Annotated in this window: 22 protein-coding genes; 12 read left to right on the forward strand and 10 right to left on the reverse strand. The window is 63.4% G+C overall.

The annotated features are described in order from the left end of the window. Window positions 1-12: 12 nt before the first annotated feature. Together H621_RS0114305 and H621_RS27110 are read right to left on the reverse strand one after the other, a co-directional pair. Entirely contained in the window at window positions 13-954 is a 942-nt protein-coding gene (locus H621_RS0114305) for a FecR family protein (protein ID WP_028944064.1), read from the reverse strand. Next, complete coding sequence (locus H621_RS27110; RefSeq protein WP_051270537.1) at window positions 951-1,472, reverse strand: RNA polymerase sigma factor; 522 nt, start codon at window positions 1,470-1,472, stop codon at window positions 951-953. Before H621_RS27110 ends, H621_RS0114305 begins: the two co-directional genes overlap by 4 nt. Before the next feature lie 171 nt (window positions 1,473-1,643). Between H621_RS27110 and H621_RS0114315 the strand changes: the two genes are divergently transcribed. The 3 genes from H621_RS0114315 (at window position 1,644) to H621_RS0114325 (ending at window position 5,238) form a co-directional block, all read left to right on the forward strand. Continuing rightward, window positions 1,644-2,861: an MFS transporter gene (locus H621_RS0114315; RefSeq protein WP_028944065.1), complete on the forward strand. Its 1,218-nt coding sequence runs from the start codon at window positions 1,644-1,646 to the stop codon at window positions 2,859-2,861. Between the two features lie 342 nt (window positions 2,862-3,203). Then, complete coding sequence (locus H621_RS0114320) at window positions 3,204-4,364, forward strand: MFS transporter (protein ID WP_028944066.1); 1,161 nt, start codon at window positions 3,204-3,206, stop codon at window positions 4,362-4,364. A 115-nt stretch (window positions 4,365-4,479) separates the two neighbouring features. Continuing rightward, complete coding sequence (locus H621_RS0114325) at window positions 4,480-5,238, forward strand: FadR/GntR family transcriptional regulator (RefSeq protein WP_028944067.1); 759 nt, start codon at window positions 4,480-4,482, stop codon at window positions 5,236-5,238. 114 nt (window positions 5,239-5,352) lie between these two features. Here H621_RS0114325 and H621_RS0114330 read toward each other — a convergent pair whose 3' ends face one another. From H621_RS0114330 to kdgD, 4 genes are all read right to left on the reverse strand, one after another. Beyond that, window positions 5,353-6,936, reverse strand: coding sequence for an aldehyde dehydrogenase (NADP(+)) (locus H621_RS0114330; protein ID WP_028944068.1), 1,584 nt, complete (start codon window positions 6,934-6,936; stop codon window positions 5,353-5,355). Between the two features lie 104 nt (window positions 6,937-7,040). Next, entirely contained in the window at window positions 7,041-8,594 is a 1,554-nt protein-coding gene (gene garD / locus H621_RS0114335) for a galactarate dehydratase (RefSeq protein ID WP_028944069.1), read from the reverse strand. Window positions 8,595-8,663: 69 nt separating this feature from the next. Continuing rightward, a complete protein-coding gene (locus tag H621_RS0114340) occupies window positions 8,664-10,040 on the reverse strand; it encodes an MFS transporter (RefSeq protein WP_028944070.1) in 1,377 nt (458 codons plus the stop codon). Between the two features lie 98 nt (window positions 10,041-10,138). Then, complete coding sequence (gene kdgD, locus H621_RS0114345; RefSeq protein WP_028944071.1) at window positions 10,139-11,050, reverse strand: 5-dehydro-4-deoxyglucarate dehydratase; 912 nt, start codon at window positions 11,048-11,050, stop codon at window positions 10,139-10,141. A 241-nt stretch (window positions 11,051-11,291) separates the two neighbouring features. Here kdgD and H621_RS0114350 point away from each other — a divergent pair, with 241 nt between their 5' ends. From H621_RS0114350 to H621_RS0114360, 3 genes are all read left to right on the forward strand, one after another. Then, a complete protein-coding gene (locus H621_RS0114350) occupies window positions 11,292-12,155 on the forward strand; it encodes an MBL fold metallo-hydrolase (protein ID WP_028944072.1) in 864 nt (287 codons plus the stop codon). A gap of 142 nt (window positions 12,156-12,297) precedes the next feature. Further along, window positions 12,298-14,094 carry an acyl-CoA dehydrogenase gene (locus H621_RS0114355; protein ID WP_028944073.1) on the forward strand — a complete coding sequence of 599 codons (1,797 nt, stop codon included), beginning with the start codon at window positions 12,298-12,300 and terminating at the stop codon, window positions 14,092-14,094. Window positions 14,095-14,326: 232 nt separating this feature from the next. Next, window positions 14,327-15,373, forward strand: a complete 1,047-nt coding sequence (locus H621_RS0114360; RefSeq protein ID WP_028944074.1) for an MBL fold metallo-hydrolase — start codon at window positions 14,327-14,329, stop codon at window positions 15,371-15,373. A gap of 172 nt (window positions 15,374-15,545) precedes the next feature. Here the strand turns inward: H621_RS0114360 and ehuA are convergent, their stop codons facing one another. The 4 genes from ehuA to ehuB form a co-directional block, all read right to left on the reverse strand. Next, complete coding sequence (gene ehuA, locus H621_RS0114365; RefSeq protein WP_028944075.1) at window positions 15,546-16,397, reverse strand: ectoine/hydroxyectoine ABC transporter ATP-binding protein EhuA; 852 nt, start codon at window positions 16,395-16,397, stop codon at window positions 15,546-15,548. Beyond that, window positions 16,397-17,053, reverse strand: coding sequence for an ectoine/hydroxyectoine ABC transporter permease subunit EhuD (ehuD, locus tag H621_RS0114370; RefSeq protein WP_028944076.1), 657 nt, complete (start codon window positions 17,051-17,053; stop codon window positions 16,397-16,399). Before ehuD ends, ehuA begins: the two co-directional genes overlap by 1 nt. Continuing rightward, window positions 17,050-17,709, reverse strand: coding sequence for an ectoine/hydroxyectoine ABC transporter permease subunit EhuC (gene ehuC / locus H621_RS0114375; RefSeq protein ID WP_028944077.1), 660 nt, complete (start codon window positions 17,707-17,709; stop codon window positions 17,050-17,052). The genes ehuD and ehuC overlap by 4 nt, the downstream gene beginning before the upstream one ends. A gap of 62 nt (window positions 17,710-17,771) precedes the next feature. Further along, entirely contained in the window at window positions 17,772-18,629 is an 858-nt protein-coding gene (ehuB, locus tag H621_RS0114380) for an ectoine/hydroxyectoine ABC transporter substrate-binding protein EhuB (RefSeq protein ID WP_028944078.1), read from the reverse strand. A gap of 292 nt (window positions 18,630-18,921) precedes the next feature. Here ehuB and ehuR point away from each other — a divergent pair, with 292 nt between their 5' ends. The 6 genes from ehuR to H621_RS0114410 all read left to right on the forward strand — a co-directional run bounded on the left by ehuR (window position 18,922) and on the right by H621_RS0114410 (window position 26,166). Next, window positions 18,922-20,316: a MocR-like ectoine utilization transcription factor EhuR gene (ehuR, locus tag H621_RS0114385; RefSeq protein ID WP_028944079.1), complete on the forward strand. Its 1,395-nt coding sequence runs from the start codon at window positions 18,922-18,924 to the stop codon at window positions 20,314-20,316. A 108-nt stretch (window positions 20,317-20,424) separates the two neighbouring features. Beyond that, entirely contained in the window at window positions 20,425-21,396 is a 972-nt protein-coding gene (eutB, locus tag H621_RS0114390) for a hydroxyectoine utilization dehydratase EutB (RefSeq protein ID WP_028944080.1), read from the forward strand. A gap of 25 nt (window positions 21,397-21,421) precedes the next feature. Further along, window positions 21,422-22,414, forward strand: coding sequence for a cyclodeaminase (locus H621_RS0114395; RefSeq protein WP_028944081.1), 993 nt, complete (start codon window positions 21,422-21,424; stop codon window positions 22,412-22,414). Window positions 22,415-22,448: 34 nt separating this feature from the next. After that, window positions 22,449-23,639 carry an ectoine hydrolase DoeA gene (gene doeA, locus H621_RS0114400; RefSeq protein ID WP_028944082.1) on the forward strand — a complete coding sequence of 397 codons (1,191 nt, stop codon included), beginning with the start codon at window positions 22,449-22,451 and terminating at the stop codon, window positions 23,637-23,639. 3 nt (window positions 23,640-23,642) lie between these two features. Continuing rightward, window positions 23,643-24,662, forward strand: a complete 1,020-nt coding sequence (gene doeB, locus H621_RS0114405; RefSeq protein ID WP_028944083.1) for a N(2)-acetyl-L-2,4-diaminobutanoate deacetylase DoeB — start codon at window positions 23,643-23,645, stop codon at window positions 24,660-24,662. 31 nt (window positions 24,663-24,693) lie between these two features. Continuing rightward, window positions 24,694-26,166 carry an NAD-dependent succinate-semialdehyde dehydrogenase gene (locus H621_RS0114410; protein ID WP_028944084.1) on the forward strand — a complete coding sequence of 491 codons (1,473 nt, stop codon included), beginning with the start codon at window positions 24,694-24,696 and terminating at the stop codon, window positions 26,164-26,166. Window positions 26,167-26,177 lie beyond the last annotated feature (11 nt).

Consider the following 26,177-nt stretch of genomic DNA (forward strand, 5'->3'; position numbering starts at 1 on the left):
TTTACCAGGCCCTCAGCGTACGATGATCAACTGCCCGGCCAGATTGTTGATGCTCAGGTTCTGGCTCTGGGCCAGGGCATCGAGCGCGCTGTCGGCCTTGTCGAGGTTGAAGCTGCCACTCACCAACCGGCGTCCGAGCTGCTCGTCGAGCAGTACCAGGCGAGCGCCGTGATAACCCGCCAGTTGTTCGAGCACCTGGCGCAGTGGCACTTCGCGAACGCGCAACTGTCCATCGCGCCAGGCGGTCAGGCGTTCGGCATCGACAGCCTGGACCGCGTCCAGGCGCTGGCCGCTGAAGGTCACGCGCTGACCGGGGTCGAGCATGCGCTTCTGGCCACTGTTGCTGACTTCGACCTTGCCCTTGAGCAACACCACTTCGTCATGATCCTTGGTCCGGCTGACCGAGAAGCGCGTACCCAGCACCTGGACCTGTGCGTCATCGACATCGACGACAAACGGCCGGCCATCGTGGGTCACGTCGAGGAACAACTGCCCCTGAACCAGGCGGACCTTGCGCACCGGCCCCCGCAGGTCGACATCCACGGCGCTGGCGCTGTCGAGCACCATTAGCGTGTCATCGGCCAGGCGCAGGTGGCGGCGTTCGCCGGCCGAGGTGGCGTAGTCACTGTTCAGGCGCTCCAATACGGGCAATTGCAGTACCAGCAGGCCACTGACCAGCATGACGCACGCGGCCACCGCCAAACGCCGCCAAGGGCGTCTGGCTGGTCGGTGTTCAGCGCGGCGCACCCGGCGCGCCGGCAGTTCCACCTGTTGCCAGAGCAGTTCGATTTCGGCAAAGGTCCGGGCGTTTGCCGGCGCCAGGCGCCACTGCGCAAAGGCGTGCTGCTCGGCGGCGCTCAGGTCGTGGGCGCGCAGGCGGGTGAACCAGTCCAGGGCTTGTTGTTCCCGGTCGCCCGGTTCGATCGATGAGGTTGTTTCAGGCGATGGGTTCATGGCGAGACATCTTTGTGTTGGGCATGAAGTGCTGCCGCGGCGCAATGGCTCAGGGCTTTGTTCAGGTGACGCTCGACGGCGCGCGGGTCCAGCCCCAGGCGCGCGGCGATGTCCTTGTAGCTCAGCTGTTCGACCCGGGCCAGCAGGAACACCTCGCGGGTAGGCGAGGGCAGGCCGTCGATCAGGCGCTCGAGATGGTCGAGGGTATTGCCGGCCACCGCGCTGCGCTCCGGCGAGGTTTCGTTGAGCAGAAGCCCCAGCGCCTGTTCGTCGTTGACGCCACGTACCTGGGTGCGACGGGCATGGTCGATGCTCAGGTTGTTGGCGATGCGGTAAAGGAAGGCACGCAGGTTGCCCACCTCGCCACGCTCGCTGTGCATCAGGCGGACAAAGGCATCCTGGAGCAGATCGAGCGCGGTCTCCCGGCAACGCACCCGACGTGTGAGGAACGCCAGCAGTTCGCTGCGATGACGCTGGTAGAGCAGCGACAGGTTGCGTTGATCCTGGTTGTCGGGCATGGCGTGTGCGGCCTCTAAACAGGCGGGCAGTGGGGTTACATGTTTTGGCGATGCTAACGTTATTGAGAATTATTAACAAGTACGCCTGTCGGTTGCCGTGGAAAAGAGATAGTGCGCTTGCTAACGAATTCTGGATAATTGGATCCCGCCTACCGGATGGATGTTTTTGTCATGGCTGTGAGCAGTGCCTCGTCGACTTCCCCCGCCAGCACCGCGACTGCCCAGAGCAGCCCGTTGGTCATGCGCATCATTGCCGCCTGCGCCCTGGCGCACCTGATCAACGACTTGATTCAGGCGGTATTGCCGTCGATCTACCCGTTGCTCAAGGCCAACTACGGGCTGAGCTTTGCCCAGGTGGGCCTGATCACCCTGACCTTCCAGATCACTGCCTCGCTGCTGCAACCCTGGGTGGGGTTCTACACCGACCGCAAACCGATGCCGAACCTGCTACCCCTGGGCACCCTTTGCACGCTGGTGGGGATCGTCATGCTGGCCTATGTCGGCAGCTTCCCGATGATCCTGCTGGCGGCGGCGCTGGTGGGGATTGGTTCCTCGACCTTCCACCCCGAGACTTCACGCATTGCGCGCCTGGCCTCGGGCGGTCGCTTCGGGCTTGCACAATCGACCTTCCAGGTGGGTGGTAACGCCGGCTCGGCGTTCGGTCCGTTGCTGGCGGCGGCGATCATTATTCCCTTCGGCCAGGGCAACGTGGTGTGGTTCGGCCTGTTCGCAATCTTCGCCGTGCTGGTGACCTACGGCCTGAGCCGCTGGTACAAGGAGCACCTGAACCTGTTCAAGGCCAAGCAGGGCCAGCGCGCCACCCACGGCCTGTCGCGCCAGCGAGTGATCGGAGCGCTGGTGGTACTGGGCCTGCTGGTGTTCTCCAAGTACTTCTACATGGCCAGCTTCACCAGCTATTTCACCTTTTACCTGATCGAGAAGTTCGACCTGTCGGTGGGCAGCTCGCAGCTGCATCTGTTCCTGTTCCTCGGCGCAGTGGCGGCCGGCACCTTTTTCGGTGGGCCGATCGGTGACCGGATCGGCCGCAAGGCGGTGATCTGGTTCTCGATCCTGGGCGTGGCGCCGTTCACCTTGTTACTGCCTTATGTGGACCTGTTCTGGACCAGCGTCCTGAGTGTGATCATCGGCTTTATCCTGGCCTCGGCGTTCTCGGCCATCGTGGTGTATGCCCAGGAGCTGGTGCCGGGCAATGTCGGCATGATCGCGGGAATTTTCTTCGGACTGATGTTCGGTTTTGGCGGTATCGGTGCGGCGCTGCTCGGCTACCTGGCCGACTTCAAGGGCATCGAGTACGTCTACAGCCTGTGTTCCTACCTGCCATTGTTCGGCTTGCTGGCGGTCCTGCTGCCGTCTACCGGCAAGCGCTGAAGGCTCAAGCACGGGCTATTGACGGGTGGCATGGGTTCTCCTAGAGTGCCGCCCGTCCTTTACTGCGTAGCCGACGAATGAATCGCTCCAGCCTCCCTTGCCAGTACTGCCAGCCGGTTATCCTGACCCGCTGCTGCGATTGGCCGAGCGATACCGTCCTCAAGCGTCGGCGCAGCGTGCTGTTCGCCTTTACCTTCTCCCCTCCCCGTCACACCCTCTGACAAGGCCGTTGCACGCCCGGCGCCTTGCCGTGGCCCGGCCTTGATGCACCTGAATATTTTATCGGTCGTGTAGACCCGGCCCGGGGCGCGAAGTCGCGTCTGCGCCGGGAGTGGAGTTGTGATGAACAAGCGTTTTCTGGCGGGCCTGTTGTTCGCCGTGTCGGTGGTCGGCTTCAGCCTTGGTGCGAGCCTGCCACTGGTGTCCCTGCGTCTGCTCGAAGCGGGCGCCAGTACCCTGCAGATCGGCGTGCTTTCGGCCATTCCGGCGGCGGGCATGATGCTCTCGGCATTCATGGTCGATGCCTGCTGCCGGCACCTGACCCGGCGCACCATTTACCTGCTGTGCTTTGGTTTGTGCACCTTGAGCATCGGCCTGCTGGAATGGGCGTTCTCTTCGATCTACCTGCTGGGTCTGTTGCGCCTGGGGCTGGGGATCGGCATGGGCATCGCCATCATCCTGGGTGAGTCGTGGGTCAACGAACTGAGCCCGGAGCACAACCGCGGCAAGATCATGGCGCTGTACGCCACGGCCTTCACTGGCTTCCAGATGCTCGGCCCGGCGATGCTGGCGTTGGTCGGCGCGCAGAGCACATCGGTGACCGCCGTGGTCACGGCCTGCTATGGCCTGGCGCTATTGTGCATCCTGCTGACGGTGCCCAACGATCATGTGGAGCATGGTGAAGAGGGCGAAAAGAGCTTCTCGCTGGCGGGCTTTTTCCGCGTCGCGCCGGCGCTGTGCATGGGCGTGTTGTTCTTCTCCTTCTTCGATGCGGTGATCCTTTCGTTGATGCCGGTGTATGCCTCCAGTCACGGGTTTGCCGTGGGGGTGGCCGCGTTGATGGTCACCGTGATCCTGACCGGCGACATGCTGTTCCAGCTGCCGCTGGGCTGGCTGGCGGACCGCAGTGAGCGCACCCTGGTGCATCTGGTGTGTGGTGTGGTGGCGATGCTGATCGGCATCGCCTTGCCCTGGCTGCTGCAGGTGCAGTGGTTGCTGTGGCCGGCACTGGTGTTGCTCGGCGCGGTGGCGGGCGGGGTGTATACCCTGGCGCTGGTGCTGATCGGGCAGCAGTTCAAGGGGCAGGACCTGGTGACCGCCAATGCCAGTGTCGGCTTGCTGTGGGGCGTGGGTAGCCTGGTGGGGCCGTTGGTCAGTGGTGCGGCGATGGATGTGGCGCCGCATGGCCTGCCCATGGCGCTGGCGGTGATGGCGGCGCTGTTCGTGTGCTTTGCGCGCAACGCTAATCGCAAGGCGTACCGAGTCAGGGCAGAGGCGCCGTAGCCACTGCCGTGAGGCTGCGATTGGCCGCGAAGCGGCCAGCGCTTCTGATGCATGTGATCGTACAACTGATTGCGCTATGATCCGGGTTAAAGAATATTCGGGACAGATGTTCGATATGAAAGACCAGAGCGCACTGCCACGTGCCCGCAGAAAGCCCCGTAGCCTGGCCCAGGAGCTGGTGACCGTGCTCACCGAGCGTATCCGTGATGGCCACTTGAAGCGCGGCGACAAGCTGCCGACCGAGTCGGCAATCATGGAAGAGCAGGGCGTCAGCCGCACCGTGGTGCGCGAGGCGATCTCGCGCCTGCAGGCGGCCGGGCAGGTGGAAACCCGGCATGGCATCGGCACCTTTGTGCTGGATACACCGAGCCCGAGTGGTTTTCGTATTGATCCGGCGACCATCGTCACCTTGCGAGAGGTGCTGGCGGTACTGGAGCTGCGTATCAGCCTGGAGACGGAGTCGGCAGGGCTTGCTGCGCTGCGCCGCAGCCCGGAGCAACTGGCGGCGATGCGTGAGGCGCTGGATGCGTTGAACGAAAGCGTGGCCCATGCCAGTGATGCGGTGGCTTCGGACTTTCAGTTCCACCTGCAGATTGCCATGGCGACGGGCAATCGCTACTTCACCGACATCATGACCCACCTGGGTACCAGCATCATCCCGCGTACTCGGTTGAACTCCGCCCGGTTGGCGCACGATGATCAGCAGCATTACATGAGCCGCCTGAGTCATGAGCACGAGGCGATTTATGAGGCTATTGCGCGTCAGGATGCCGAGGCGGCGCGGGCGGCGATGCGCCTGCACCTGACCAACAGCCGGGAGCGGTTGCGGCTGGCCCATGAAGAGGCCGAGGCGCAAGGGAACAAAACCAACTGACGGCGGGGCTCTGTGGGAGCGGGCTTGCCCCGCGATGCGATCTGCCTGACGGTACGTTTTCGCGCGGCAAGCCCGCTCCTACAGAAATCCGCTATGCCCTGCGATCTTTGCCGATCAGCCAATCGATTCAACCGACCACTCGCCATTGACCAGGCGCTTCAACCCCAGCGGGTTGCTGTTGCGCAAGGCCTCGGGCAGCAATGCCTCGGGGTAGTTCTGGTAGCACACCGGCCGCAGGAAGCGGTCAATCGCCAAGGTGCCCACCGAGGTTCCACGGGCATCGGAGGTCGCAGGATAAGGCCCGCCATGAACCATGGCATCGCACACTTCCACACCGGTCGGGTAACCGTTGACCAGGATACGGCCCACCTTCTGCTCCAGCACCGGTACCAGCCACTGATACCCCTGCAGGTCTCCCGGCTCGCCAATCAGGGTGGCGGTCAGTTGGCCGCGCAATCCCTGCAATGCTGCCTTGAGCTCGGCATCGTCGCGGGCTTCGACGACGATGGTGGTTGGGCCGAAAACTTCTTCCTGCAGCAGATCGTCGCCGTTCAGCAGCAGCTCGACATCGGCCTTGAACAGTTGCGGTCGGGCCTGGTTGCCTTCCTGCGGCTGGCCGGCCAGGTGGCTGATGCCAGGATGGCTGTGCAGGTGCTCCAGCCCTTTGCTGTAGCTGCGCAGGCCCCCGGCATTGAGCATGGTCTGTGGCGCCTGGGCAGCCATTTGCTCCTGCAGGTGCGCCTGGAAGGCGGCGAAGGCTGGCGAACGGATGCCCAGCACCAGGCCAGGGTTGGTGCAGAACTGGCCGCAGCCCATCACCACGGAAGCGGCCAGTTCGCGGGCTACGGTTTCACCTCTGGCGGCCAACGCCTCAGGCAACAGGATGACCGGGTTGATGCTCGACATTTCGGCAAACACCGGGATCGGCTGCGCCCGCTCGGCCGCCATCTTGCACAGGGCATTGCCACCGCTGAGCGAGCCGGTAAAGCCTACCGCCTGGATCGCCGGGTGCTTGACCAGCCATTCGCCGACGCCAGCGCCGAAGATCATGTTGAACACACCTTTGGGCATGCCGGTACGTTCGGCGGCGCGAACAATGGCGCAGCCGACCAGGTCGGCGGTGGCCATATGGCCGCTATGGGCCTTGAACACTACCGGGCAACCGGCCGCCAGGGCCGCAGCGGTATCGCCGCCGGCGGTGGAGAAGGCCAGCGGGAAGTTGCTGGCGCCAAACACTGCCACCGGGCCGACGCCAATACGCATCTGGCGCAGGTCGACACGCGGCAATGGCTTGCGCTCAGGCAGCGCCAGGTCGATGCGCGCACCGACAAAATCCCCGCGCTGCAAGACTTGGGCAAACAAGCGCATCTGTCCGCTGGTACGCGCACGCTCTCCCTGGATGCGGGCCGCGGGCAGGGCGGTTTCCTGGCAGACGATGGCGACGAAATCATCGCCCAGGGCATCCAGTTCATCGGCAATGGCCAGCAGAAATTCGCTACGGCGTTGCGGGCTCAGCTGGCGAAACTCGATGAACGCTGCTTCGGCCGCACGGGCGGCGCTGTCCACTTCGCTTTCGGTGGCCTGGATGAAGCTGTACGGCAGGGCTTCACCGGTACTGGCATCGAGGCTTTTCAAAGTCTGGCTGCCTGCGGCGCTGCGCGCACCGGCAATGAAGTTGTGACCCAGAACGGTTGGCATGGGGAGCTCCTGGTTCGAGTTTAAGGATGAAGGACGTCGGATGACTTGAAAGGCAGTAACGCAATCACCTCCAACACCGCGTCGGGTGCGGGAGGTGACGACGCTCAGGTAATGGGTGCAGGGTTGAACAGGGTGATGTCGTTGTGCAGCCTGTAGCGTTCGGCCCAGGTCTGCTTGCGGCCGCTGGCTACGTCCAGGTAGTAGTGGAACAGTTCCCAGCCCAGCTCTTCGATGCTGGCGCGGCCGGTGGCAATGCGCCCCGCGTCGATGTCGATCAGGTCGGGCCAGCGTTCGGCAAGCTCGGTGCGGGTCGACACCTTGACCACCGGCGCCATGGCCAGGCCATAGGGCGTGCCGCGCCCGGTGGTGAATACATGCAGGTTCATGCCGGCCGCCAGTTGCAGGGTACCGCAGACAAAATCGCTGGCCGGCGTGGCGCAGAACACCAGGCCCTTGCTGGCAACGCGCTCGCCAGGGCCGAGCACGCCATTGATGGCGCTGCTGCCGGACTTGACGATCGACCCAAGGGACTTCTCGACAATGTTGGACAACCCGCCTTTCTTGTTGCCCGGCGTGGTGTTGGCACTGCGGTCGGCCTCGCCGCGTTGCAGGTACTGGTCGTACCAGTCCATCTCGCGCACCAGGGCATGGGCCACTTCCGGGGTTTCGGCGCGGGAGGTGAGCATGTAGATGGCGTCACGCACTTCGGTGACTTCCGAGAACATGACCGTGGCACCTGCGCGAATCAATAGGTCCGATGCATAGCCCAGCGCCGGGTTGGCGGTGATGCCGGAAAACGCATCGCTGCCACCGCACTGCATGCCCAGGATCAGTTCCGAGGCCGGTACGGTTTCGCGGCGGCGCTGGTCGAGTTTTTTCAGGCGTGTTTCAGCCAGTTCCATGATCTGCTCGACCATTTCGGCAAAGCCGTGGCTGGCATCCTGCAGGCGGTAGAGCCAGGGCTCGCTCAGGTCGACCGAGGCGTCGCCCTCGTGCATCACCTGGCCTGCCTGCAGCTTTTCGCAGCCCAGGCTGATGACCAGTGCTTCGCCGCCCAGGTTGGGGTTGCGGGCCAGGTTACGCACGGTACGGATCGGAATATAGGCGTCGCGGGCGTTGATCGCTACACCGCAGCCATAGCTGTGGGTCAGGGCCACCACGTCATCGACGTTGGGGTACTTGGGCAGCAACTCGTCGCGGATGCGTTTTACCGCATGGTCAAGCACCCCGGTCACGCACTGTACGGTGGTGGTGATGCCCAGTATGTTGCGGGTGCCGACTGTGCCGTCGGCGTTGCGATAGCCCTCGAAGGTGTAGCCTTCAAGCGGCGGCAGCGCGGCGGGCACGGCGTCCGACATCGGCAGGCTGTCCAGTGGCGGTGCCGACGGCATGGCCAGTTGAGTTTCCTTGACCCAACTGCCCTGGGGCAGGTCTTGCAGCGCGTAGCCGATGATCTGGCCGTAGCGCACTACCTGCTCACCCTTGGCGATGTTCACCAGGGCCACCTTGTGGCTCTGTGGAATGCCTTCGGTCACCGTCAGGCCATCGGCAAAGCGGCTGCCTTCGGCAACACCCTGATCATTCACCACGACAACGACGTTGTCCTGTTCATGCAGGCGCACGTAGCGGGGTGAGTCGGCGTGTTCGATCATGTGCATGGGTTGGCCCTTCTTGTACTGTATTCAGGCTGATCAACACGCCTGCGGCCAGGGCCGCAGGCGCTTCACTCAACGACGGGTTTCGGCCAGCGCGCCCGCAGTTGGCTGCGTTTGGGCGTTGCCGTTCTTGCTCGGGTCTTCACGCAATTCGATCCGCTTGATCGGGCCGACGATCACCAGGTAGCTGAACACCGCCACCAGAGCGTTGGCACCCACATACACCAGGGCCCACTTGAACGAGCCGGTGGCGCTGATGATGTAGCCGATGATGATCGGCGTGGTGATCGAGGCGATGTTGCCGAAGGTATTGAACATGCCGCCGGACAGCCCGGCGATCTGCTTGGGCGAGGTGTCGGACACCACCGCCCAGCCCAGCGCACCCAGGCCCTTGCCGAAGAATGCCAAGGCCATGATGCCTACCACCATCCACTCGGCATCGACGTAGTTGCAGATGATCATCGAGGTCGACAGCAGCAGGCCGATGACGATGGGCGCCTTGCGGGCGAAGGTCAGCGAGTTGCCACGGCGCAGCAGGTGATCGGAGATGATCCCGCCCAGCACGCCGCCGATAAACCCGCAGATTGCTGGCAACGAGGCGATGAAACCGGCCTTGAGGATCGACATGCCACGCTCCTGCACCAGGTACACCGGGAACCAGGTCAGGAAGAAATAGGTAATGGCGTTGATGCAGTACTGGCCCAGGTAGATGCCGAGCATCATGCGGCTGCTGAGCAGCTGTTTGATGTAGCCCCATTTCGGCCCGCTCTTGCCGGCCTGCCTGGGTTTGTCCATGTCCACCAGACCGCCGTTCTGCTCGATGTGCTCAAGCTCGGCAACGCTGATCATCGGGTGTTCCTTGGGGTTGTAGATCAGCTTCATCCAGGCAACCGAGAACAGGATGCCCAGCACGCCCATGACGATGAACACATGCTCCCAGCCCCAGGAATGGACGATCCAGCCCATCAGCGGTGCGAACAGCACAGTGGCGAAGTACTGCGCCGAGTTGAAGATGGCAGAGGCCGTGCCACGCTCGGCCGTCGGGAACCAGGCCGCGACGATACGGGCGTTGCCAGGAAAGGAGGGCGCTTCGGCAAAGCCGACCAGAAAGCGCAGCATGAACAGGGCGATGATCGCGTTGGCCACTGGCAGGTAGCCGACAAAACCTTGCAGCACGGTGAATGCCGACCAGGTGAAGATGCTCAGGGCGTAGACCTTCTTGGAGCCGAAGCGGTCGAGCAGCCAGCCGCCAGGGATCTGCCCCAGCACATACGCCCAGCCAAACGCCGAGAAGATGTAGCCGAGGGTGACGGCGTCGATGCCCAGGTCCTTCTGCAGGCTTGAGCCGGCAATGGAAATGGTGGCGCGGTCGGCATAGTTGATCGTGGTCACGATGAACAGCATGAACAGGATCAGATAGCGCACATGCGTCTTTTTAGTCGCTTGCATGCAGGTGTACTCCCACTAATTATTTTTGTGCGGGGTTCTGTTTATTGTGGAGCCGAAGGGGTCAGGCTTCGGCTCCGGCGACCTGCGGTCGTCAGGTGTTACTGCGCACCCTGTTTGTCCATCAGCGCGGCGAGCATTTCGTATTCTTCAGCGGTCAGGTCAGTGAGCGGCGTGCGCACCGGGCCTGCGTCGTAACCGGCGATCTTGGCACCGGCCTTTACGATGCTCACGGCATAGCCGGCCTTGCGGTTACGGATGTCCAGGTATGGCAGGAAGAAGTCGTCGATGATCTTGGCCACGGTGGCGTGATCGTCCCGGGAGATCGCGTGGTAGAACTCCATCGCGGTTTTCGGGATGAAGTTGAACACCGCCGAGGAATACACCGGTACGCCCAGGGCCTTGTAGGCCGCCGCGTAGACTTCGGCAGTCGGCAGGCCGCCGAGGTAGGTGAAGCGCTCGCCCAGGCGACGGCGGATCGACACCATCAGCTCGATATCACCCAGGCCGTCCTTGTAGCCGATCAGGTTCGGGCAGCGTTCGGCCAGCTGTTCCAGTTGCACGGCATTTAGACGGCAGACGTTGCGGTTGTAAACCACCACACCGATATCCACCGACTTGCACACTGCCTCGACGTGGGCGGCAACGCCGTCCTGGCTGGCTTCGGTCAGGTAGTGCGGCAGCAGCAGCAAGCCTTTGGCGCCCAGGCGCTCGGCCTCTTGCGCGTATTCAATGGCCTGGCGGGTCGAACCGCCGACACCGGCCAGGATCGGCACGCTGGTGGCACAGGTGTCGACGGCGGTCTTGATGATTTCCGAGTATTCACTGGCCGCCAGCGAAAAGAACTCACCGGTGCCACCGGCGGCGAACAGGGCGCTGGCGCCGTACGGGGCCAGCCATTCCAGGCGTTTGATGTAGCCAGCGCGGTTAAAGTCGCCCTGGGCGTTGAAGTCGGTGACCGGGAAAGACAACAGGCCGCTGGAGAGGATGGTTTTCAGTTCTTGTGGATTCATTGTTGTAGAACACCCTGTAAGACACATGGAAAGACGCAGTGGTACTCGAGTAGAGATACGTTATCGTACAACTTAAAAAGTGAATAGCCCCACCGGTCCTCTTTTTTCGCGAACCCCGCCCAACCTGCCACCCACTCCACGTGGGTGGGGGCTTGCTGCCTGTTGGCACACTAGTCTGCATACGTCGTCAAGCACTGGCCTGCCCGGTGCGCGAATTGCCCGAATTGAAGAGGTACGCGTTGTGAACCGGAGTATTTCCACGCTCTCCAGCGGCAGCCGCACGCTCGATGGCGGCGTCATGTTTGGCGCTACCCCACGAAAAGACTGGGCAGCGTTGATAAAACCCGACCACGAAAACCTGGTGCAGTTGCCCTCACGCGCCCTGCTGGTGCAGCAGGGCGACAAGAACATCCTGGTACTGGCCGGCACTGATGCGCTGCTGGCGCCATTGCCGCGCACCTGTCGCTGCCAGAAGCACACCCACGGCCTGCTCGACAGCCTGGCCCGCCACGGCCTGGGCGAACATGACATCCACGCGGTGGTGCTCACCCACCTGCAAGCCCTGGTGTCGTCCGAGCTGCGCCACGCCATCGAGGATGGCGACACCCCGCGTCTGCTGTTTCCCACCGCGCGCTATCTCACCGGCAGGCGCCATTGGCTGCGGGCATTGCGGCCGCATCCGCGCGATCGTGCGTTGTTCATCAGCCCGATCCTGGGCCAATTGCAAGTCAGCGAGCGCCTGGAACTGCTCGATGAGACCAGCGAAGACGTGCTGGGCAGTGGCTGGCGCTTTCATTTCAGTGATGGCCATACCCCCGGCCAGTTGTTGCCTGAAATCGACCTTCCCGGCGGTTGTGTGGTGTTTGCCGGCGATTTGATTCCCGGTACCCACTGGCTGAGCCTGGATGCGGGCAGTGGCTTTGATCGCAACCCTGAATGCCTGGCCGACGAGAAGGAGCGTCTGCTCGATCACCTGGTGGCCAAGCGCGGCCGACTGGTGCTGGCACGTGATCCTGCCGTGGCGATGATCAAGGTGATGCGTGATCGCAAGGCACGCTACGCCCCCTATGACCAGTACGCGCGCTTGCGGTCCTTCGACAACTGACCTCTGTGGCCGCCTTCCGGGTAGCCGCGGGCTTGCTCCAAGATAAACCAGGCCCGCCCACTCGCTACGGGTGGGGTGCCCCGGCCATGCGCTCTGTTCTACTCGCACCCTCAAAAGCCCTGCCCGATACGAGTATTGAGCCATGAGTGAATACACCGCGCCGCTGCGCGACATGCAGTTCGTCCTCAACGAACTCGGCCATCTTGACCACGTCCGCCGCCTGCCTGGCTGCGAAGAGCTGGGCAGCGACCTGGTCGACGCCATCCTCAACGAAGCCGGCAAGTACGCCCAGGGCGTGCTCTCGCCACTCAACGTCAGCGGTGACCGCGAAGGCGCGCGCTGGGTCGATGGCCAGGTGATCACCCCCAAGGGTTGGCGCGAAGCTTACGAACAGTTCGTCGAGGGCGGCTGGAATGCGCTGTCCTGTGATACCACGTTCGGCGGCCAGGGTTTACCACGGTTGATCTCGGCCCTGGTCGAGGAAATGTGGAACGGCGCCAACGTCTCGTTCGGCCTGTGCCCCATGCTCACCCGTGGCGCCATCGAGGCCATCGAACTGCGCGGCGGCGACCTGCTCAAGCACACCTACCTCGCCAAGATGATCAGCGGCGAGTGGACCGGCACCATGAACCTCACCGAGCCCCAGGCCGGCTCGGACCTCGCCGCCGTGCGCAGCCGCGCCGAGCCCCGGGACGATGGCACTTACCGGGTGTTCGGGCAGAAGATTTTCATCACCTATGGCGAGCACGACCTGACCGACAACATCGTCCACCTGGTACTGGCCCGGGTGCCCGGCGCACCGGAAGGGGTCAAGGGCATCTCGCTGTTCGTGGTGCCCAAGTTCCTGGTCGAAGCCGACGGCAGCCTGGGTGAGCGCAACGATGTGCGCTGCGTGTCCATCGAGCACAAGCTGGGCATCCATGCCAGCCCCACGGCGGTGCTGGCCTTTGGCGACAAGCAAGGGGCCACCGGCTGGCTGGTGGGCGAAGAAAACCGTGGCCTGGAATACATGTTCATCATGATGAACGCGGCGCGCTTCTCGGTTGGCATTGAAGGCGTCGGCCTGTCCGAGCGCGCCTACCAGCGGGCCCGCAGCTATGCCCGCGACCGGGTCCAGGGCACTGAAGTCGGGGTAAAGAGCCGCGACAAGGTGGCCATCATCCGTCACCCCGACGTGCGACGCATGCTCCTGTCGATGAAGGCCCGCACCGAAGCCATGCGCGCCCTGGCCTGTACCGTGGCCGCGGCGATGGACAGCGCCGAGCGCAACAGCGACCGGCAACAGCGCGAGCTCGACCAGGCGTTCGTGGACCTCATGATCCCGGTGGTCAAAGGCTGGAGCACCGAGCAATCGGTGGACATCGCCTCCCTTGGCGTGCAGGTCCACGGTGGCATGGGTTTCATCGAAGAAACCGGCGCCGCCCAGCACCTGCGTGATGCGCGCATCACCACCATCTATGAAGGCACCACCGGTATCCAGGCCGCCGACCTGATCGGCCGCAAGATCGCCCGTGACCAAGGGCGAGCCATCGGTTGGGTAATCGAACAGATGCGCCAGGTGACCCATCAACTGTTGGCCGCCGACGACCCGTCGCTGACCGCCATCGCCGCTTCCCTGGGGCAGGGTGTCAGGGCCCTGGAACAAGCGGTCGCGTTCATCGTTTCGAACTACGACAGTCGGGTAGCGGCGGTATCGGTCGGGGCAGTACCGATGCTGGAGCTGTTTGGCACCGTGGTCGGGGGCTGGCAACTGGCACGCTCGGCGCTGGTGGCGCAGCAGTGCTTGAAGGTTGCCAGCTTTGAGCAGGACTTCTACAGCGCCAAGCTTGTAACCGCACGCTTCTACGCCGACCACGTGCTGTCCCGCGCCCCGGGCCTTGCCCACACGTTGATTCAGGGCGGTGATTCGGCCCTGGCGCTTGGCGACGATCAGTTCTAGAACTCGCTGCGTGCTGATCGGGTCAGCACGCGGCAGTGACGCAGTGTCGGTGACGGTGGGTTCGTCGGCCTGCGCCCTTTGGGCTGTCCAAGTGACGGCCCTTTTTTATCTGTTGGCGCGGGCTTGTCCCGCGATACGATGGCGGCGTCACTATCGCTAACGCGGGACAAGTCGAGACGTCGCAGCGCCGCTCCCACCAGGCGGCGGTATGCGCGAACAGGAGTCATAGGTCATGAATCAGGAACGCCAATCACTGAACTACCCCTGTGGCCCCGCGCCGATGCCAGGCACCGCGGTTGAGGTTGCCCCGGGAGTGTTGTGGCTGCGCATGTCGCTGCCGATATCGCTCGATCACATCAACCTGTGGGCGGTACGCGACGGTCAGGGCTGGGCGATCTTCGATACCGGCATGCATACCCCGGACACCCTCGATGCCTGGCAGGCCTTGCTCGCCAGCGACGGGCCGCTGGGGGGCCTGGGTATTACCCGGGTGTTCGCCACCCATATGCACCCCGACCACATCGGCATGGCCGGCTGGTTGACCGAGACCCTGGGGTGCGCGTTGTGGATGACGTTTGGCGAGTACATGAATTGCCGGGTGTTGGTGGCCGATTGTGGGCGCGCAGCACCCGCGCAGGGCGTCAACTTCTATCGACGTGCCGGATGGGATGCCAAGGCCATCGAGAACTATCGCGTGCGCTTTGGTGGTTATGGCCGCTATATCTCGCCACTGCCCCAGGGTTATCGGCGCCTGCGTGATGGCGACAGTTTGCGCATTGGTGAGCATGACTGGCAGGTGGTGGTGGGCGAGGGGCATTCGCCGGAGCATGCATGCTTTCATTGCCCGGCGCTGCAGTTGCTGATTTCTGGCGACCAGGTGCTGCCGCGTATTTCTTCCAACGTGTCGGTGTTTCCTACCGAGCCTTATGCCGACCCGCTGGCACTGTGGCTGGCATCGCTGGAGAAACTCAAGCGCCAGATCCCCGATGATGTGCTGGTGTTGCCGTCGCATAACGAGCCGTTCAAGCCATTGCATGCCAGGCTCGATCAGTTGCATGACAGCCAGCACCGCGCGGTCGAGCGGCTGCAACAGGCATTGCTGGATGGGCCCAGGCGGGCGGTGGACCTGTTCAGTGTGTTGTTCAAGCGCACCATTGATGATGGGCTACTGACCATGGCGACCGGGGAGTGTCTGGCCAATCTCAATTACCTGCTGCACCGGGGGGTGGTGCGGGTGACTGAGGATGATGAGGGTGTGGCGTGGTATTGCAGTGCCTGATGTTTGGGGTTGATCCGTTATCTTGGTTGACGCTGCCGGCCCCTTCCGCCTTTACGGCAGGCTACTTTTCCCAAGAGAAAAGCAGGCCGCCGTAAGGGCGGAAGGGGCCGGCAGCATCACCACCACGACTGGATAGGCTCACCCAGGCGCCCAACCACCCACCGCCCATCTCTCAGTTGGCCTCTTTCACCGCACTCAGAAACGCCCGCGTCCGCTCCTGCTGCGGATTCTCGAAGATCTGCTTGGGCGTACCCTGTTCATGAATCTGCCCCTTGTAGAAAAAGCACACCCGATCAGCAAACTCGCGGGCAAAGCCCATCTGGTGGGTAACCATGAGCATGGTCAGGTTGTGCTCGCTGCCAAGCGTGCGGATCACATTGAGCACTTCGCCGCACAACTCCGGGTCCAGCGCCGAGGTGACCTCGTCAAACAGCATGACCTTTGGCCGCATGGCCAGCGCCCGGGCGATGGCCACCCGTTGCTGTTGCCCACCCGACAACTGCGAAGGGTAGTGATCGAACTTGCTGCCCAGGCCCACCAGTTCCAGCAATTGCGCGGCGCGCTCGCGGGCCTCGGCAGGCTTGACCCCCAGTACCTGCACCGGCGCTTCGATCACGTTCTGCAGGGCGGTCATGTGCGGGAACAGGTTGAAGCTCTGGAACACCATGCCGATCTTGGCGCGCACCTTGCGCACGTGACGGTCGTTGGCCGGCACCAGGATGCCGTTGCGGTTGCGCATGTGGGTCAGGGAGTCGTTGTCGACCTCGATCATGCCTTCATCGATGCCTTCAAGGGTCATCAGGACCCGCAGCAGGGTCGATTTGCCCGAGCCGCTGGGGCCGATGATGGCGACTTTCTCCCCCGGCGCAACACTGAGGTTGAGGCGGTCCAGTACAGTGAAGCTGCCATAGCGCTTGGTCACGTCGTTGAAACTGACGATCGACTGGGCACTGTCCACGGCAGGCGTTGCTACCTGCTGCAGCGGGTTGGTGTTGACGGCAAGGGTCGAGACGGGCGCGATCATTAGCGTAACTCCAGGCGCACTTCGAGGCGCCGAACCAGGTAAGCCAGAGCAACGCTCAGGGCCAGGAAGAACAGGCCGACCAGGGTGATCGGCTCCAGGTAACGGAAGCTCTCGGAGCCCACGTTTTTGGCTTGCTGCATGATTTCCACCACGGTGATCGCCGACAGCACGGGGGTGTCTTTGAGCATGGCGATCAGGTAGTTGCCCAGCGGCGGCAGGATTGGCCGGATCGCCTGGGGCAGGATGATGGCGCGGTAGGCGGTCCAGGGCGCGAAGTTCAGGGCGATGACCGCTTCCCACTGGCTGCGCGCCACCGAGTCCAGGCCGCCGCGATACACCTCGGCGATGTAGCAGGCGTAGTGCAGGCCGATGCCGAGGATCCCCGCCTGCATGGCCGTGAGATTGACGCCGTAGTTGGGCAGTACGTAGTAGAGGAAGTACACCTGGATCAGCAGCGGCGTGCTGCGGATGAACTCGATCAGCAGGGTCACAGGCCACGACAGCCAGACCTTGCGGCTACGCCGGCCGATGGCCAGAAACAGCCCCAGGACGATGGCGATCATGAAGCCCACCAGGGTGATACCCAGGGTGTTGAGCGAGGCACGCAGCAGTTCGGGAAGAATCTGCCAGACGTAGTTCCAGTCCCACAGGTTCATGACAGACCTCCACGCAGACGACCACGGCTCAAGCGGCGTTCAAAGCCACGCATGGTGAAGTTGATGACCTGGGCCAGGACGAAGTACATCACCAGGGCCAGGCTGAAGATCTCCAGGGTCTGGAAGGTTGCCTGGTCCAGTTGGCGGGCCCGGAAGCTCAAGTCCGACAGGGTGATCAGCGACACCAGCGAAGTATTCTTGAGCAGCTCGATCAGCAGGTTGGTGCCCGGTGCAATGGCCGCGAGCAGCGCCTGGGGCAGGATGATCCGCCGAAAGCGCGTACGCGATGGCATGTTCAGGGCGATGGAGGCTTCGTACTGGCCCTTGCCGACCGAACTGATGGCGCCGCGCATCACCTCGGCACCGTAGGCGCCGATGTGCAGGCCCAGGCCGACGATGGCCACGGTGTAGGAGCTCAACTCGATGTTGAAGGGCGGCAGGGGCAAGACGAAGAACAGCCAGAACAACTGCACCAGCAATGAGGTGCCACGAAACAGTTCGATGTAGGCCACGCAGAACCAGCGTAGCGGCCGCCAGCTGGAGAGGCGCCCGAGGGCTGCGAGGATCGCGGCCACCACGGCCAGGATCGAGCCGAAGAAAGTGACCTGGATGGTGATCCAGGCCCCCTGCAGTAACAACGGTATCAATTCACCCATGGTTCGACCTGACTATTCAGACTACGCAGGGAACGGCATGGCAGGCGCCATGCCACCTCGACTCACTGGGCGCAGAGCTCGGCAGCGGTCTTTTTGGTCACGTTGGACTTGTCGAAGCCAAAGGGCTCGACGGCCTTGAGATGCTCTTCGCTGCCCAGCCACTTCTGCAGCTCGGCGTTGACCGCATCACGCAGGTCCTTGTCTTCAGGGCGGAAGGCCAGGGCGCCGTAGCCGGTGTGCGACGGGTCGTCGGTGAAATCGCTGATGGCCTCGACCTTTTCACCGCCTTTCTTGGCCAGGCCCTTCATGGTCAGCTGGGTGCCGACGGCGGCGTCGGCGCGACCGGCGCGTACGGCCTGCAGTTGTGCGGTGGTGTCGGGCACCTGGAGGATCTGCGCCTCTTTGACCCCGGAATCGCGGGCATAGGCCAGATTCACCGTGCCGGCCATGATCGCCAGTTTCACGTCGGGATTCTTGGCGACATCGGCGTAGCTGTGCAGGTTTTTCGGGTTGCCTTTGGCCACCAGCAGGGTATCGGGCAACTGGTATTGCGGGTCGGTGAAGATCACCTGCTTGCAGCGCGCCGGGGTGATGTACATGCCCGCGGCAATCACGTCGAAGCGTCCCGCACGCAGGCCAGGGATCAGCGAGCCCCACTCGGTGAGCACGCCATCGACTTTCTTGATGCCCATTTTCTCGAAGATGATCTTGGCGATTTCCGGCGACTCGCCGGTAACCCGGCCGTCGGTTTCGGTAAAGGCGAAGGGGGTTTCGTTGGCATAGCCGATGCGGATGCTGTTGTTCTGCTTGATCGTTTCCAGCGTGGTTGCCGCCTGGGCGCTGGCCATCAGGCCGAAGGCTGCGCAGGCAAGCAACAGTTGCTTGAACGGTGTTGCTGCGTTCTTGAACGTTGGGCTCATCGTTGAAATCTCCTGTTTGTTATACGTCCGTCGTTGACGGCACTGTGTTAGGAGGCAGTGGAGCAAGAACTTCAAACGTGCAGGGCCGTTCCATTTTGGAGCGGGCAAACGGTGGATCCGTTCCGGCACCGGTCGAGTTGGCTATTGTTGACGCCGGCGAACCGGGCGAATGATCGACCTTGGACCGAGCATACAAAAGCTGCGCCAGCGATTGCATTGCACTAGGACAATTGCCTGCAATCACTTCCCGGGCGATGCTGTGCATCCCGTCAGTACTAGCGGTGCGATCACTATGGAAAGCTGGAAAACGGCCCTCGGCGCGGCGCGTATCGGCGAGTCGAAGTACAAGATTCTGGTGCAGGCCATCACCCGCGAAATAGAGCAGGGCGACCTGGTCAACGATCAGCGCCTGCCTCCCCAGCGCCAGGTCGCCGATGCCCTGGGCATCAGTGTGCAGACCGTCACCAATGCCTATAAGGAGCTGGAGCGCCAGGGCCTGGTGCGCTGCGAGATCGGCCGTGGCAGCTTTGTCACCCGGCGCATGAGCGACCGTGTGGCCAACGACATTCTGGATACGCCTGAACGGGCTCTGGTGGACTTCTCCATCACCCGCATCCTGCACACCCAGGAGCATGAACGGATCTGGCGCGACACCTGTGCCGAGTTGAGCGTTGAAGAAGACCAACCGTGGATTCATGCCTTTCGGCCCATCGCGGGCTTCGAGGCACACCGCGAGGCAGCCGCGCAGTGGGTGCGCGGCCTGGGGCTTGATGTGGCGCGCGAGGATGTGTTGATCACCAACGGCGCCGCCCACGGGATTTTCCTGGCGCTGGCCTCGCTGGCCGGCCCTGATGATGTGGTGTTGTGCGAAGGCCTGACCGACCACGGCGTGATTGGCAATTCCCAGGTGTTGGGCTTCACCCTCAAAGGCCTGGAACTGGATCGCGACGGGATTGATCCGGAGCATTTCGAAGACATGTGCAGCAACGAGCGCATCACCGCGCTGGTGTGTACGCCGAACCTGAATAACCCCACCACCAGCCTGATGCCCGATGCCCGTCGTCGCGAAATTGCCGCGATTGCCCGGCGCTTTGGCGTGCATATCATCGAGGATGATGTGTACGGGCCGTTGCTGGGCGAGCGCCACGCACCACCGCTGAGCCATTACGCGCCGGAGCTGTCGTTCTATTGCACCAGCATGACCAAGTCGGTGCTCACGGGCCTGCGCGTGGGTTACCTGGCAATGCCCAAGCGCCTGGCGCTGCGCACCGAAAGCATCTTGCGGGTCAACAGCTGGATGGCCACGCCCATGGTCTCGGAGATCGCCAGCCGCTGGATCCGCGACGGGCGAGCCGAGACCCTGGTGCAGTTGCAGCGCAAGTTGCTGGGCGCGCGTCAGGCCATGGTGCGCGAGTACCTTGATGAGTATCTGCTGGGGCACCACCCTCAGGCACTCAGTGCCTGGCTGGGCATTCCTGCGCACTGGGAGGTGGACAGCCTGGTGCGGGCACTGCGCCACCGGCACATTGCCGTGACACCACCCGAACCGTTCCTGGTACGGGGCACACCACGTCCGCGTGCAGTGCGCTTGTGTGTGGGCGCCGAGTGCAGCGACAGGGAAATGCGCCAGGCGTTGGCCGGCATGCGCGAGCTGTTCGGGCAGTATCCGCAGATACACGACTTCTGATTGCACAGCGAAAATAAAAATCCCGGCAAATTGACCTAGTACATTCATCACGACAATTTGCCGCTCTTACACTCCGCCCAACACCAGACCTTCTGTTGGGATTCGGATATGTCAGCGCTTTCGCTAAACGCTATCTACCTCGCCCGCCAGCGTATCGCCGGCCTCGTGCGTACAACGCCGATGGAGCATTCGCCGAGCTTGTCGAAGCTCATGGGCGTGGCGGTCTACCTCAAGCTCGACTCCCAGCAGATTACCGGCAGCTTCAAGCTGCGCGGTGCCAGCAATGCCATTGCTCAACTCGATACCGACAAGAAGGCCCGGGGCGTGGTGGCCGCGTCTACCGGCAATCATGGCCGGGCGCTGGCTTACGCCGCTGCGCAGTTGGGGGTTCGGGCCACGATCTGCCTGTCGCAGTTGGTGCCGGCCAATAAGGTTCAGGCGATTCGCGATTTGGGCGCCGAGGTGTGCATCGTCGGCCATTCCCAGGATGACGCCCAGTGCGAAGCCGAGCGTATCGCCGCCGAGCAGGGCGCCACCTTGCTGCCGCCGTTCGATCACCCCGAGATCATTGCCGGCCAGGGCACCCTGGGCCTGGAGATTCTGGAGCAACTTCCACAGGTCGCCCAGGTGCTGGTGCCGCTGTCGGGCGGTGGCCTGTTTGCCGGCGTGGCGCTGGCACTCAAGAGCACCAACCCGGCCATCACCCTGCACGGCATCAGCATGCGTCGTGGTGCGGCCATGCACGCCAGCCTGTTCGCCGGCCAGCCGGTGGACGTGCAGGAGCTGCCCACCCTGGCCGACTCCCTGGGTGGCGGCATCGGCCTGGACAACCAGTACACCTATTCCATGACCCGCGAGCTGTGCGACCAGGTACACCTGCTCGATGAAGCCTCGATTGCCGCCGGCATGCGCCACGCCTATCGCCAGGAGCGGCAGGTGGTGGAGGGCGCGGGCGCGGTGGGCATCGCGGCCCTGCTCGACGGGCTGATCCCGGCGCGGGGCCCGATCGTGGTGGTGGTCAGTGGCCGCAATGTCGACATCGAACAGCACCTGCGGGTGATGAACGGCGCCGACGCCTGAGACGGTTTCCAACGGAGGATATGTGATGCCTGCTACTACCTTGCTCAGCGAAGCCGACCTGCGTGCCTGCGTCAGCCTTGACCCGGCGGCGGTCGATGCCATCGAGCATGCCTTTGTATTGCTGGCGACGGCGGCGGTGGCCATGCCACCGATCCTGCGCCTGGATGTGCCGGAGCATAACGGCGAGGTCGACGTAAAGACTGCCTACCTGCCAGGTCTCGAGCGTTTTGCAATCAAGGTCAGCCCGGGTTTTTTCGACAACCCCGCGCTGGGCTTGCCCAGCCTCAACGGCATGATGATGCTGCTGTCGGCTCGTACCGGCCTGCTCGAAGCCTTGCTGCTCGACAACGGCTACCTGACCGCGCTGCGCACTGCCGCTGCCGGCGCTGTGGCTGCCCGCTGGTTGTCCCGTGAAGACAGCCGCAGTGTGGCCCTGATCGGCACGGGCGAACAGGCGCGCCTGCAGCTGCAGGCCTTGCGCCTGGTGCGTCCGATCGAGGCGGTGCGAGTGTGGGGGCGGGACGCCGAAAAGGTCGCGGTCCTGTGTGACGAGCTGGGCTGTGATGGCCGCCTGCAGGTGCTGGCCTGCAGCTCGGTCGATGAGGCCATGCACGGGGTGGACATCGCCGTCACCACGACGCCGAGCCGTGAGCCATTGATCGAGGTACGCCACCTGCAGCCGGGCCTGCACATCACCGCCATGGGCTCGGATGCCGAGCACAAGAATGAAATCGCCCCGGCCGCGCTGGCCGCGGTGGACTGTTATGTGGCCGACCGCCTGAGCCAGACCCGCGTGCTGGGCGAGATGCATCACGCACTCAAGGCTGGCCTGGTCAGCGAAGAAAGCGGTTTCAGCGAGCTGGGCCAGGTGATTGCTGGCCAGCGTCCGGGGCGCAGGGACGCCCGCGATATCACCCTGTGCGACCTGACTGGCACCGGCGCCCAGGACACCGCCATTGCCAACCTGGCCTTCGAGCGTGCGCTCAAGGCGGGCAAGGGATTGCAGTTCAACAGCTGATCACTCCGATTACTCACCCAACGAGGGTATTTGCATGTCTGAGGTCGTCGTCAATCTGCCGTTCAGTCGGCAGGAGTATGCGCAGCGCCTGGCCAAGACCCGCGCCGCGATGCAAGCGCAAGGCATCGAGTTGCTGCTGGTTACCGACCCGTCGAACATGGCGTGGCTGACGGGCTATGACGGTTGGTCGTTCTATGTGCACCAGTGTGTGTTGCTGGCGCTGGACGGCGAGCCGGTGTGGTATGGCCGCGGCCAGGACGCCAATGGCGCCAAGCGCACGGTGTTCATGCGCCACGAGAACATCGTCGGTTACCCGGACATCTACGTGCAGTCGCGCGAGCGTCATCCCATGGATTATCTCTGCCAGGAGGTGATCGCCGCCCGGGGCTGGAGCACGCTGAGCATCGGCGTTGAAATGGACAACTACTATTTCAGCGCCGCCGCCTTCCTGTCGCTGCAAAAGCATTTGCCCAAGGCACGCTTCAGCGATGCAGCAGGGCTGGTGAACTGGCAGCGGGCGATCAAGTCGAGCCAGGAAATCGAGTACATGCGTATTGCTGCGCGCATTGTCGAGAACATGCATGCACGGATTCTGGAGCGCATCGAGCCGGGCATGCGCAAGAACGAGCTGGTGGCCGAGATCTACAGCAGCGGCATCCTCGGTGCCGACGGTCATGGCGGCGACTACCCGGCCATCGTGCCCTTGCTGCCTACCGGTGCCGACGCCAGTGCCCCGCACCTGACCTGGGACGACACCCCGTTCGAGAAAGGCGCCGGCACCTTCTTCGAGATCGCCGGCTGCTACAAGCGCTATCACTGCCCATTGTCGCGCACGGTGTACCTGGGCAAACCGCCGCAGCACTTTCTCGATGGCGAGAAGGCCGTGGTCGAAGGCATTGCCGCTGGCCTGGAGGCGGCACGTCCCGGCAACACTACCGGTGACGTGGCCAAGGCCTTTTTCAAGGTGCTGGAGAAGTTCGGCATCCACAAGGACAGCCGCTGCGGCTACCCGATCGGTATCAGCTATCCGCCAGATTGGGGCGAGCGCACCATGAGCCTGCGTCCAAGCGACACCAGTGTGTTGCAACCGGGCATGACGTTTCACTTCATGCCGGGCCTATGGATGGACGACTGGGGCCTGGAGATCACCGAAAGCATTCTGATTACCGACACCGGCGTCGAAACGTTATGCAACGTACCGCGCCAACTGTTCGTGAAGGATTGAGCCATGAACGCACCTCTGCCTGAAGCCACGCTGGCGGTGAACCCGATCAGCAGCACGGTCGACTTCGAACGCGACGGTGTACAGCACGGTTTTCTCAAATTGCCCTATTCGCGGGACGACTCGGCCTGGGGCGCGGTGATGATCCCGATCACCGTGGTGAAGAATGGTACAGGCCCCACGGCGTTGCTCACCGGCGGCAACCACGGTGACGAGTACGAGGGGCCGGTGGCCTTGAGCAAGCTGGCGCAACGGCTTGAGGCCGGCCAGGTAAGCGGGCGGGTGATCATCGTACCGTTCATGAACACCCCGGCGTTCCATGCCGGTCAGCGCACCTCGCCGATCGACAAGGGCAATATGAACCGCAGCTTTCCCGGCAAGCCCGACGGCACCGTGACGCAGAAGATCGCTGATTACTTCCGGCGCACGCTGCTGCCACTGGCCGACATCGTACTGGATATCCATTCCGGTGGCCGCACCCTGGACTTCCTGCCGTTTGCCGCCTGTCACGTGTTGCCCGACAAAGCCCAGCAAGCGCGCTGCGAGGCCGCCATGCGGGCCTTTGCCGCGCCCTACAGCATGCGCATGCTCGAACTGGATGCGCAGGCCATGTACGACACCGCCGCCGAGAGCCAGGGCAAGGTGTTCGTGACCACCGAACTGGGGGGCGGCGGCTCGTCCACCGCCCGGAGCGTGGCCGTGGCCGAGTGCGGAGTGCGTAACGTGCTGGTACACACGGGAATCCTTGAAGGCGAAGTACTGCCCGGCGACTCGATCATGCTCGACATGCCGGGTGACGACTGCTTCGTGGCCAGTGAGCACGACGGTCTGCTGGAGATGTGCCGCGACCTGGGCGAGCGGGTCGAGCAGGGCGAGGTGATCGCCCGTATCCACGATATCAAGCGCAGCGGTGCCACGCCGGTCGAGTACCGCGCCCGGCGCAGCGGGTTGCTGGCTGCGCGGCATTTTCCGGGGCTGGTGCAGTGTGGCGATACCCTCGCGGTAGTCGCCGAGGTCCTGCAGTAGCGCATTACCCACACGGTTTGGAGAACTCGATATGCCACACAAGCATGCGCTGACGTTCAAGACCCTCTGTCATGTGGACGGCCAATGGCTGCACAGCGCCACGGGCAACAGCATTGCCGTGCACAACCCAGCCACCCGCCAGGTCATTGGCCATGTGCCAATGCTTGAGCACGAACAGATCGTTGCTGCCGTCGACGCCGCCCAGCGTGCTTTCGGAGCGTGGCGCGCCCGGAGCCTGGAAGAGCGGGCGACGCTGCTGCGCCGTTGGGCCGAGCTGATCCTGGATCATCAGGAAGAGCTGGCGCGGATCCTCAGTGAAGAGCAGGGCAAGTCACTGGTCGAGGCACGGGGCGAGATCGCCTACGCGGCCAGCTTTATCCCCTGGTTCGCCGAAGAGGCGCGGCGCCTGTACGGCCAGACCATCCCCAGCCATATCCCAGGTGCTCACCTGGGGACGGTGAAGGAACCGGTGGGCGTCTGCGCCTTGCTTACACCGTGGAACTTCCCCAGCGCGATGATTACCCGCAAAGCCGCTGCCGCGCTGGCCGCTGGCTGTACCGTGGTGGTCAAGCCCGCCCATGAAACACCGTTCTCGGCCCTGGCCCTGGCCCAGTTGGCAGAAGAGGCAGGTTTTCCCGCCGGTGTCTTCAACGTGGTGATCGGCGAACCACAGATGACCATGGAAACCCTGGTGCGTGATTCCCGGGTACGCTCGGTCAGCTTCACCGGCTCCACCCGGGTGGGCAAGCTGGTGCTGCAGGCCGCCGCGCAGGACGTGAAGAAAGTAGCCCTGGAATTGGGTGGCAATGCCCCCTTTATCGTCTGCGCCGATGCCGACCTGGAGCTGGCGGTGAAGGTCGCGGTGGCGGCCAAGTTCCAGACCTCGGGGCAGGATTGCTGCGCCGCCAACCGGATCATGGTGCAACGACCGCTATACCCGGCCTTCGTCGCCCGCTTCGCCGAAGCGGTGCGGGCGTTGCGTGTGGGGCCGGCGATGGTGGGCGGCGAAGAGATGCCGGTGGATGTCGGCCCACTGATGCACCAGGGCGCGTTCGATGCCACCTGCACCCGGGTCGAGGACGCCATTCACAAAGGTGCCCGTTGCCTGGTGGGCGGTGAAGGGCACGCACTGGGCGGCTGGTTCTATCAGCCCACCGTGCTGGTCGATGTGAGCCCGCAGATGCGCATTTACCAGGAAGAAAACTTCGCCCCGATTGCCGGCGTCATGCCGTTCGACACCCTCGATGAGGCGGTCGCCATGGCCAATGACACCGAGTACGGGCTGGCGGCCTATATCTGCTCCAACCGCCTTGACCAGGTGTACCCGCTGATCCGGCGGCTGGACCACGCAATGGTCGCGGTCAACGGCGTGAAATTCACTGGCCACCCGATCCCCTTCGGCGGCATGAAGGCTTCGGGCCTGGGCCGCGAGGGCGGTAGCGAAGGCTTTGAGCCCTTTATCGAAACCAAGTACTTCTGCCTGCACCACCAAGGTCAACTTTAAGGAGCGTTGCC

Origin of the sequence: Pseudomonas vranovensis DSM 16006, assembly GCF_000425805.1 — a bacterium.
Taxonomy (GTDB): Bacteria; Pseudomonadota; Gammaproteobacteria; order Pseudomonadales; family Pseudomonadaceae; genus Aquipseudomonas; species Aquipseudomonas vranovensis.

Bases quoted from the DNA above. Each gene is read 5' to 3' on its own strand.
- doeA (WP_028944082.1), top strand. From the start codon at position 22,449: ATGTCTGAGGTCGTCGTCAATCTGCCGTTCAGTCGGCAGGAGTATGCG.
- H621_RS0114305 (WP_028944064.1), bottom strand. From the start codon at position 954: ATGAACCCATCGCCTGAAACAACCTCATCGATCGAACCGGGCGACCGG.
- ehuD (WP_028944076.1), bottom strand. From the start codon at position 17,053: ATGAACCTGTGGGACTGGAACTACGTCTGGCAGATTCTTCCCGAACTG.
- kdgD (WP_028944071.1), bottom strand. From the start codon at position 11,050: ATGAATCCACAAGAACTGAAAACCATCCTCTCCAGCGGCCTGTTGTCT.
- H621_RS0114340 (WP_028944070.1), bottom strand. From the start codon at position 10,040: ATGCAAGCGACTAAAAAGACGCATGTGCGCTATCTGATCCTGTTCATG.
- H621_RS0114355 (WP_028944073.1), top strand. From the start codon at position 12,298: ATGAGTGAATACACCGCGCCGCTGCGCGACATGCAGTTCGTCCTCAAC.
- ehuA (WP_028944075.1), bottom strand. From the start codon at position 16,397: ATGATCGCGCCCGTCTCGACCCTTGCCGTCAACACCAACCCGCTGCAG.
- eutB (WP_028944080.1), top strand. From the start codon at position 20,425: ATGTCAGCGCTTTCGCTAAACGCTATCTACCTCGCCCGCCAGCGTATC.
- H621_RS0114395 (WP_028944081.1), top strand. From the start codon at position 21,422: ATGCCTGCTACTACCTTGCTCAGCGAAGCCGACCTGCGTGCCTGCGTC.
- H621_RS0114325 (WP_028944067.1), top strand. From the start codon at position 4,480: ATGAAAGACCAGAGCGCACTGCCACGTGCCCGCAGAAAGCCCCGTAGC.
- H621_RS0114410 (WP_028944084.1), top strand. From the start codon at position 24,694: ATGCCACACAAGCATGCGCTGACGTTCAAGACCCTCTGTCATGTGGAC.
- H621_RS0114330 (WP_028944068.1), bottom strand. From the start codon at position 6,936: ATGCCAACCGTTCTGGGTCACAACTTCATTGCCGGTGCGCGCAGCGCC.
- H621_RS0114320 (WP_028944066.1), top strand. From the start codon at position 3,204: ATGAACAAGCGTTTTCTGGCGGGCCTGTTGTTCGCCGTGTCGGTGGTC.
- ehuB (WP_028944078.1), bottom strand. From the start codon at position 18,629: ATGAGCCCAACGTTCAAGAACGCAGCAACACCGTTCAAGCAACTGTTG.
- ehuR (WP_028944079.1), top strand. From the start codon at position 18,922: ATGGAAAGCTGGAAAACGGCCCTCGGCGCGGCGCGTATCGGCGAGTCG.
- ehuC (WP_028944077.1), bottom strand. From the start codon at position 17,709: ATGGGTGAATTGATACCGTTGTTACTGCAGGGGGCCTGGATCACCATC.
- H621_RS0114360 (WP_028944074.1), top strand. From the start codon at position 14,327: ATGAATCAGGAACGCCAATCACTGAACTACCCCTGTGGCCCCGCGCCG.
- garD (WP_028944069.1), bottom strand. From the start codon at position 8,594: ATGCACATGATCGAACACGCCGACTCACCCCGCTACGTGCGCCTGCAT.
- H621_RS0114315 (WP_028944065.1), top strand. From the start codon at position 1,644: ATGGCTGTGAGCAGTGCCTCGTCGACTTCCCCCGCCAGCACCGCGACT.
- H621_RS27110 (WP_051270537.1), bottom strand. From the start codon at position 1,472: ATGCCCGACAACCAGGATCAACGCAACCTGTCGCTGCTCTACCAGCGT.
- doeB (WP_028944083.1), top strand. From the start codon at position 23,643: ATGAACGCACCTCTGCCTGAAGCCACGCTGGCGGTGAACCCGATCAGC.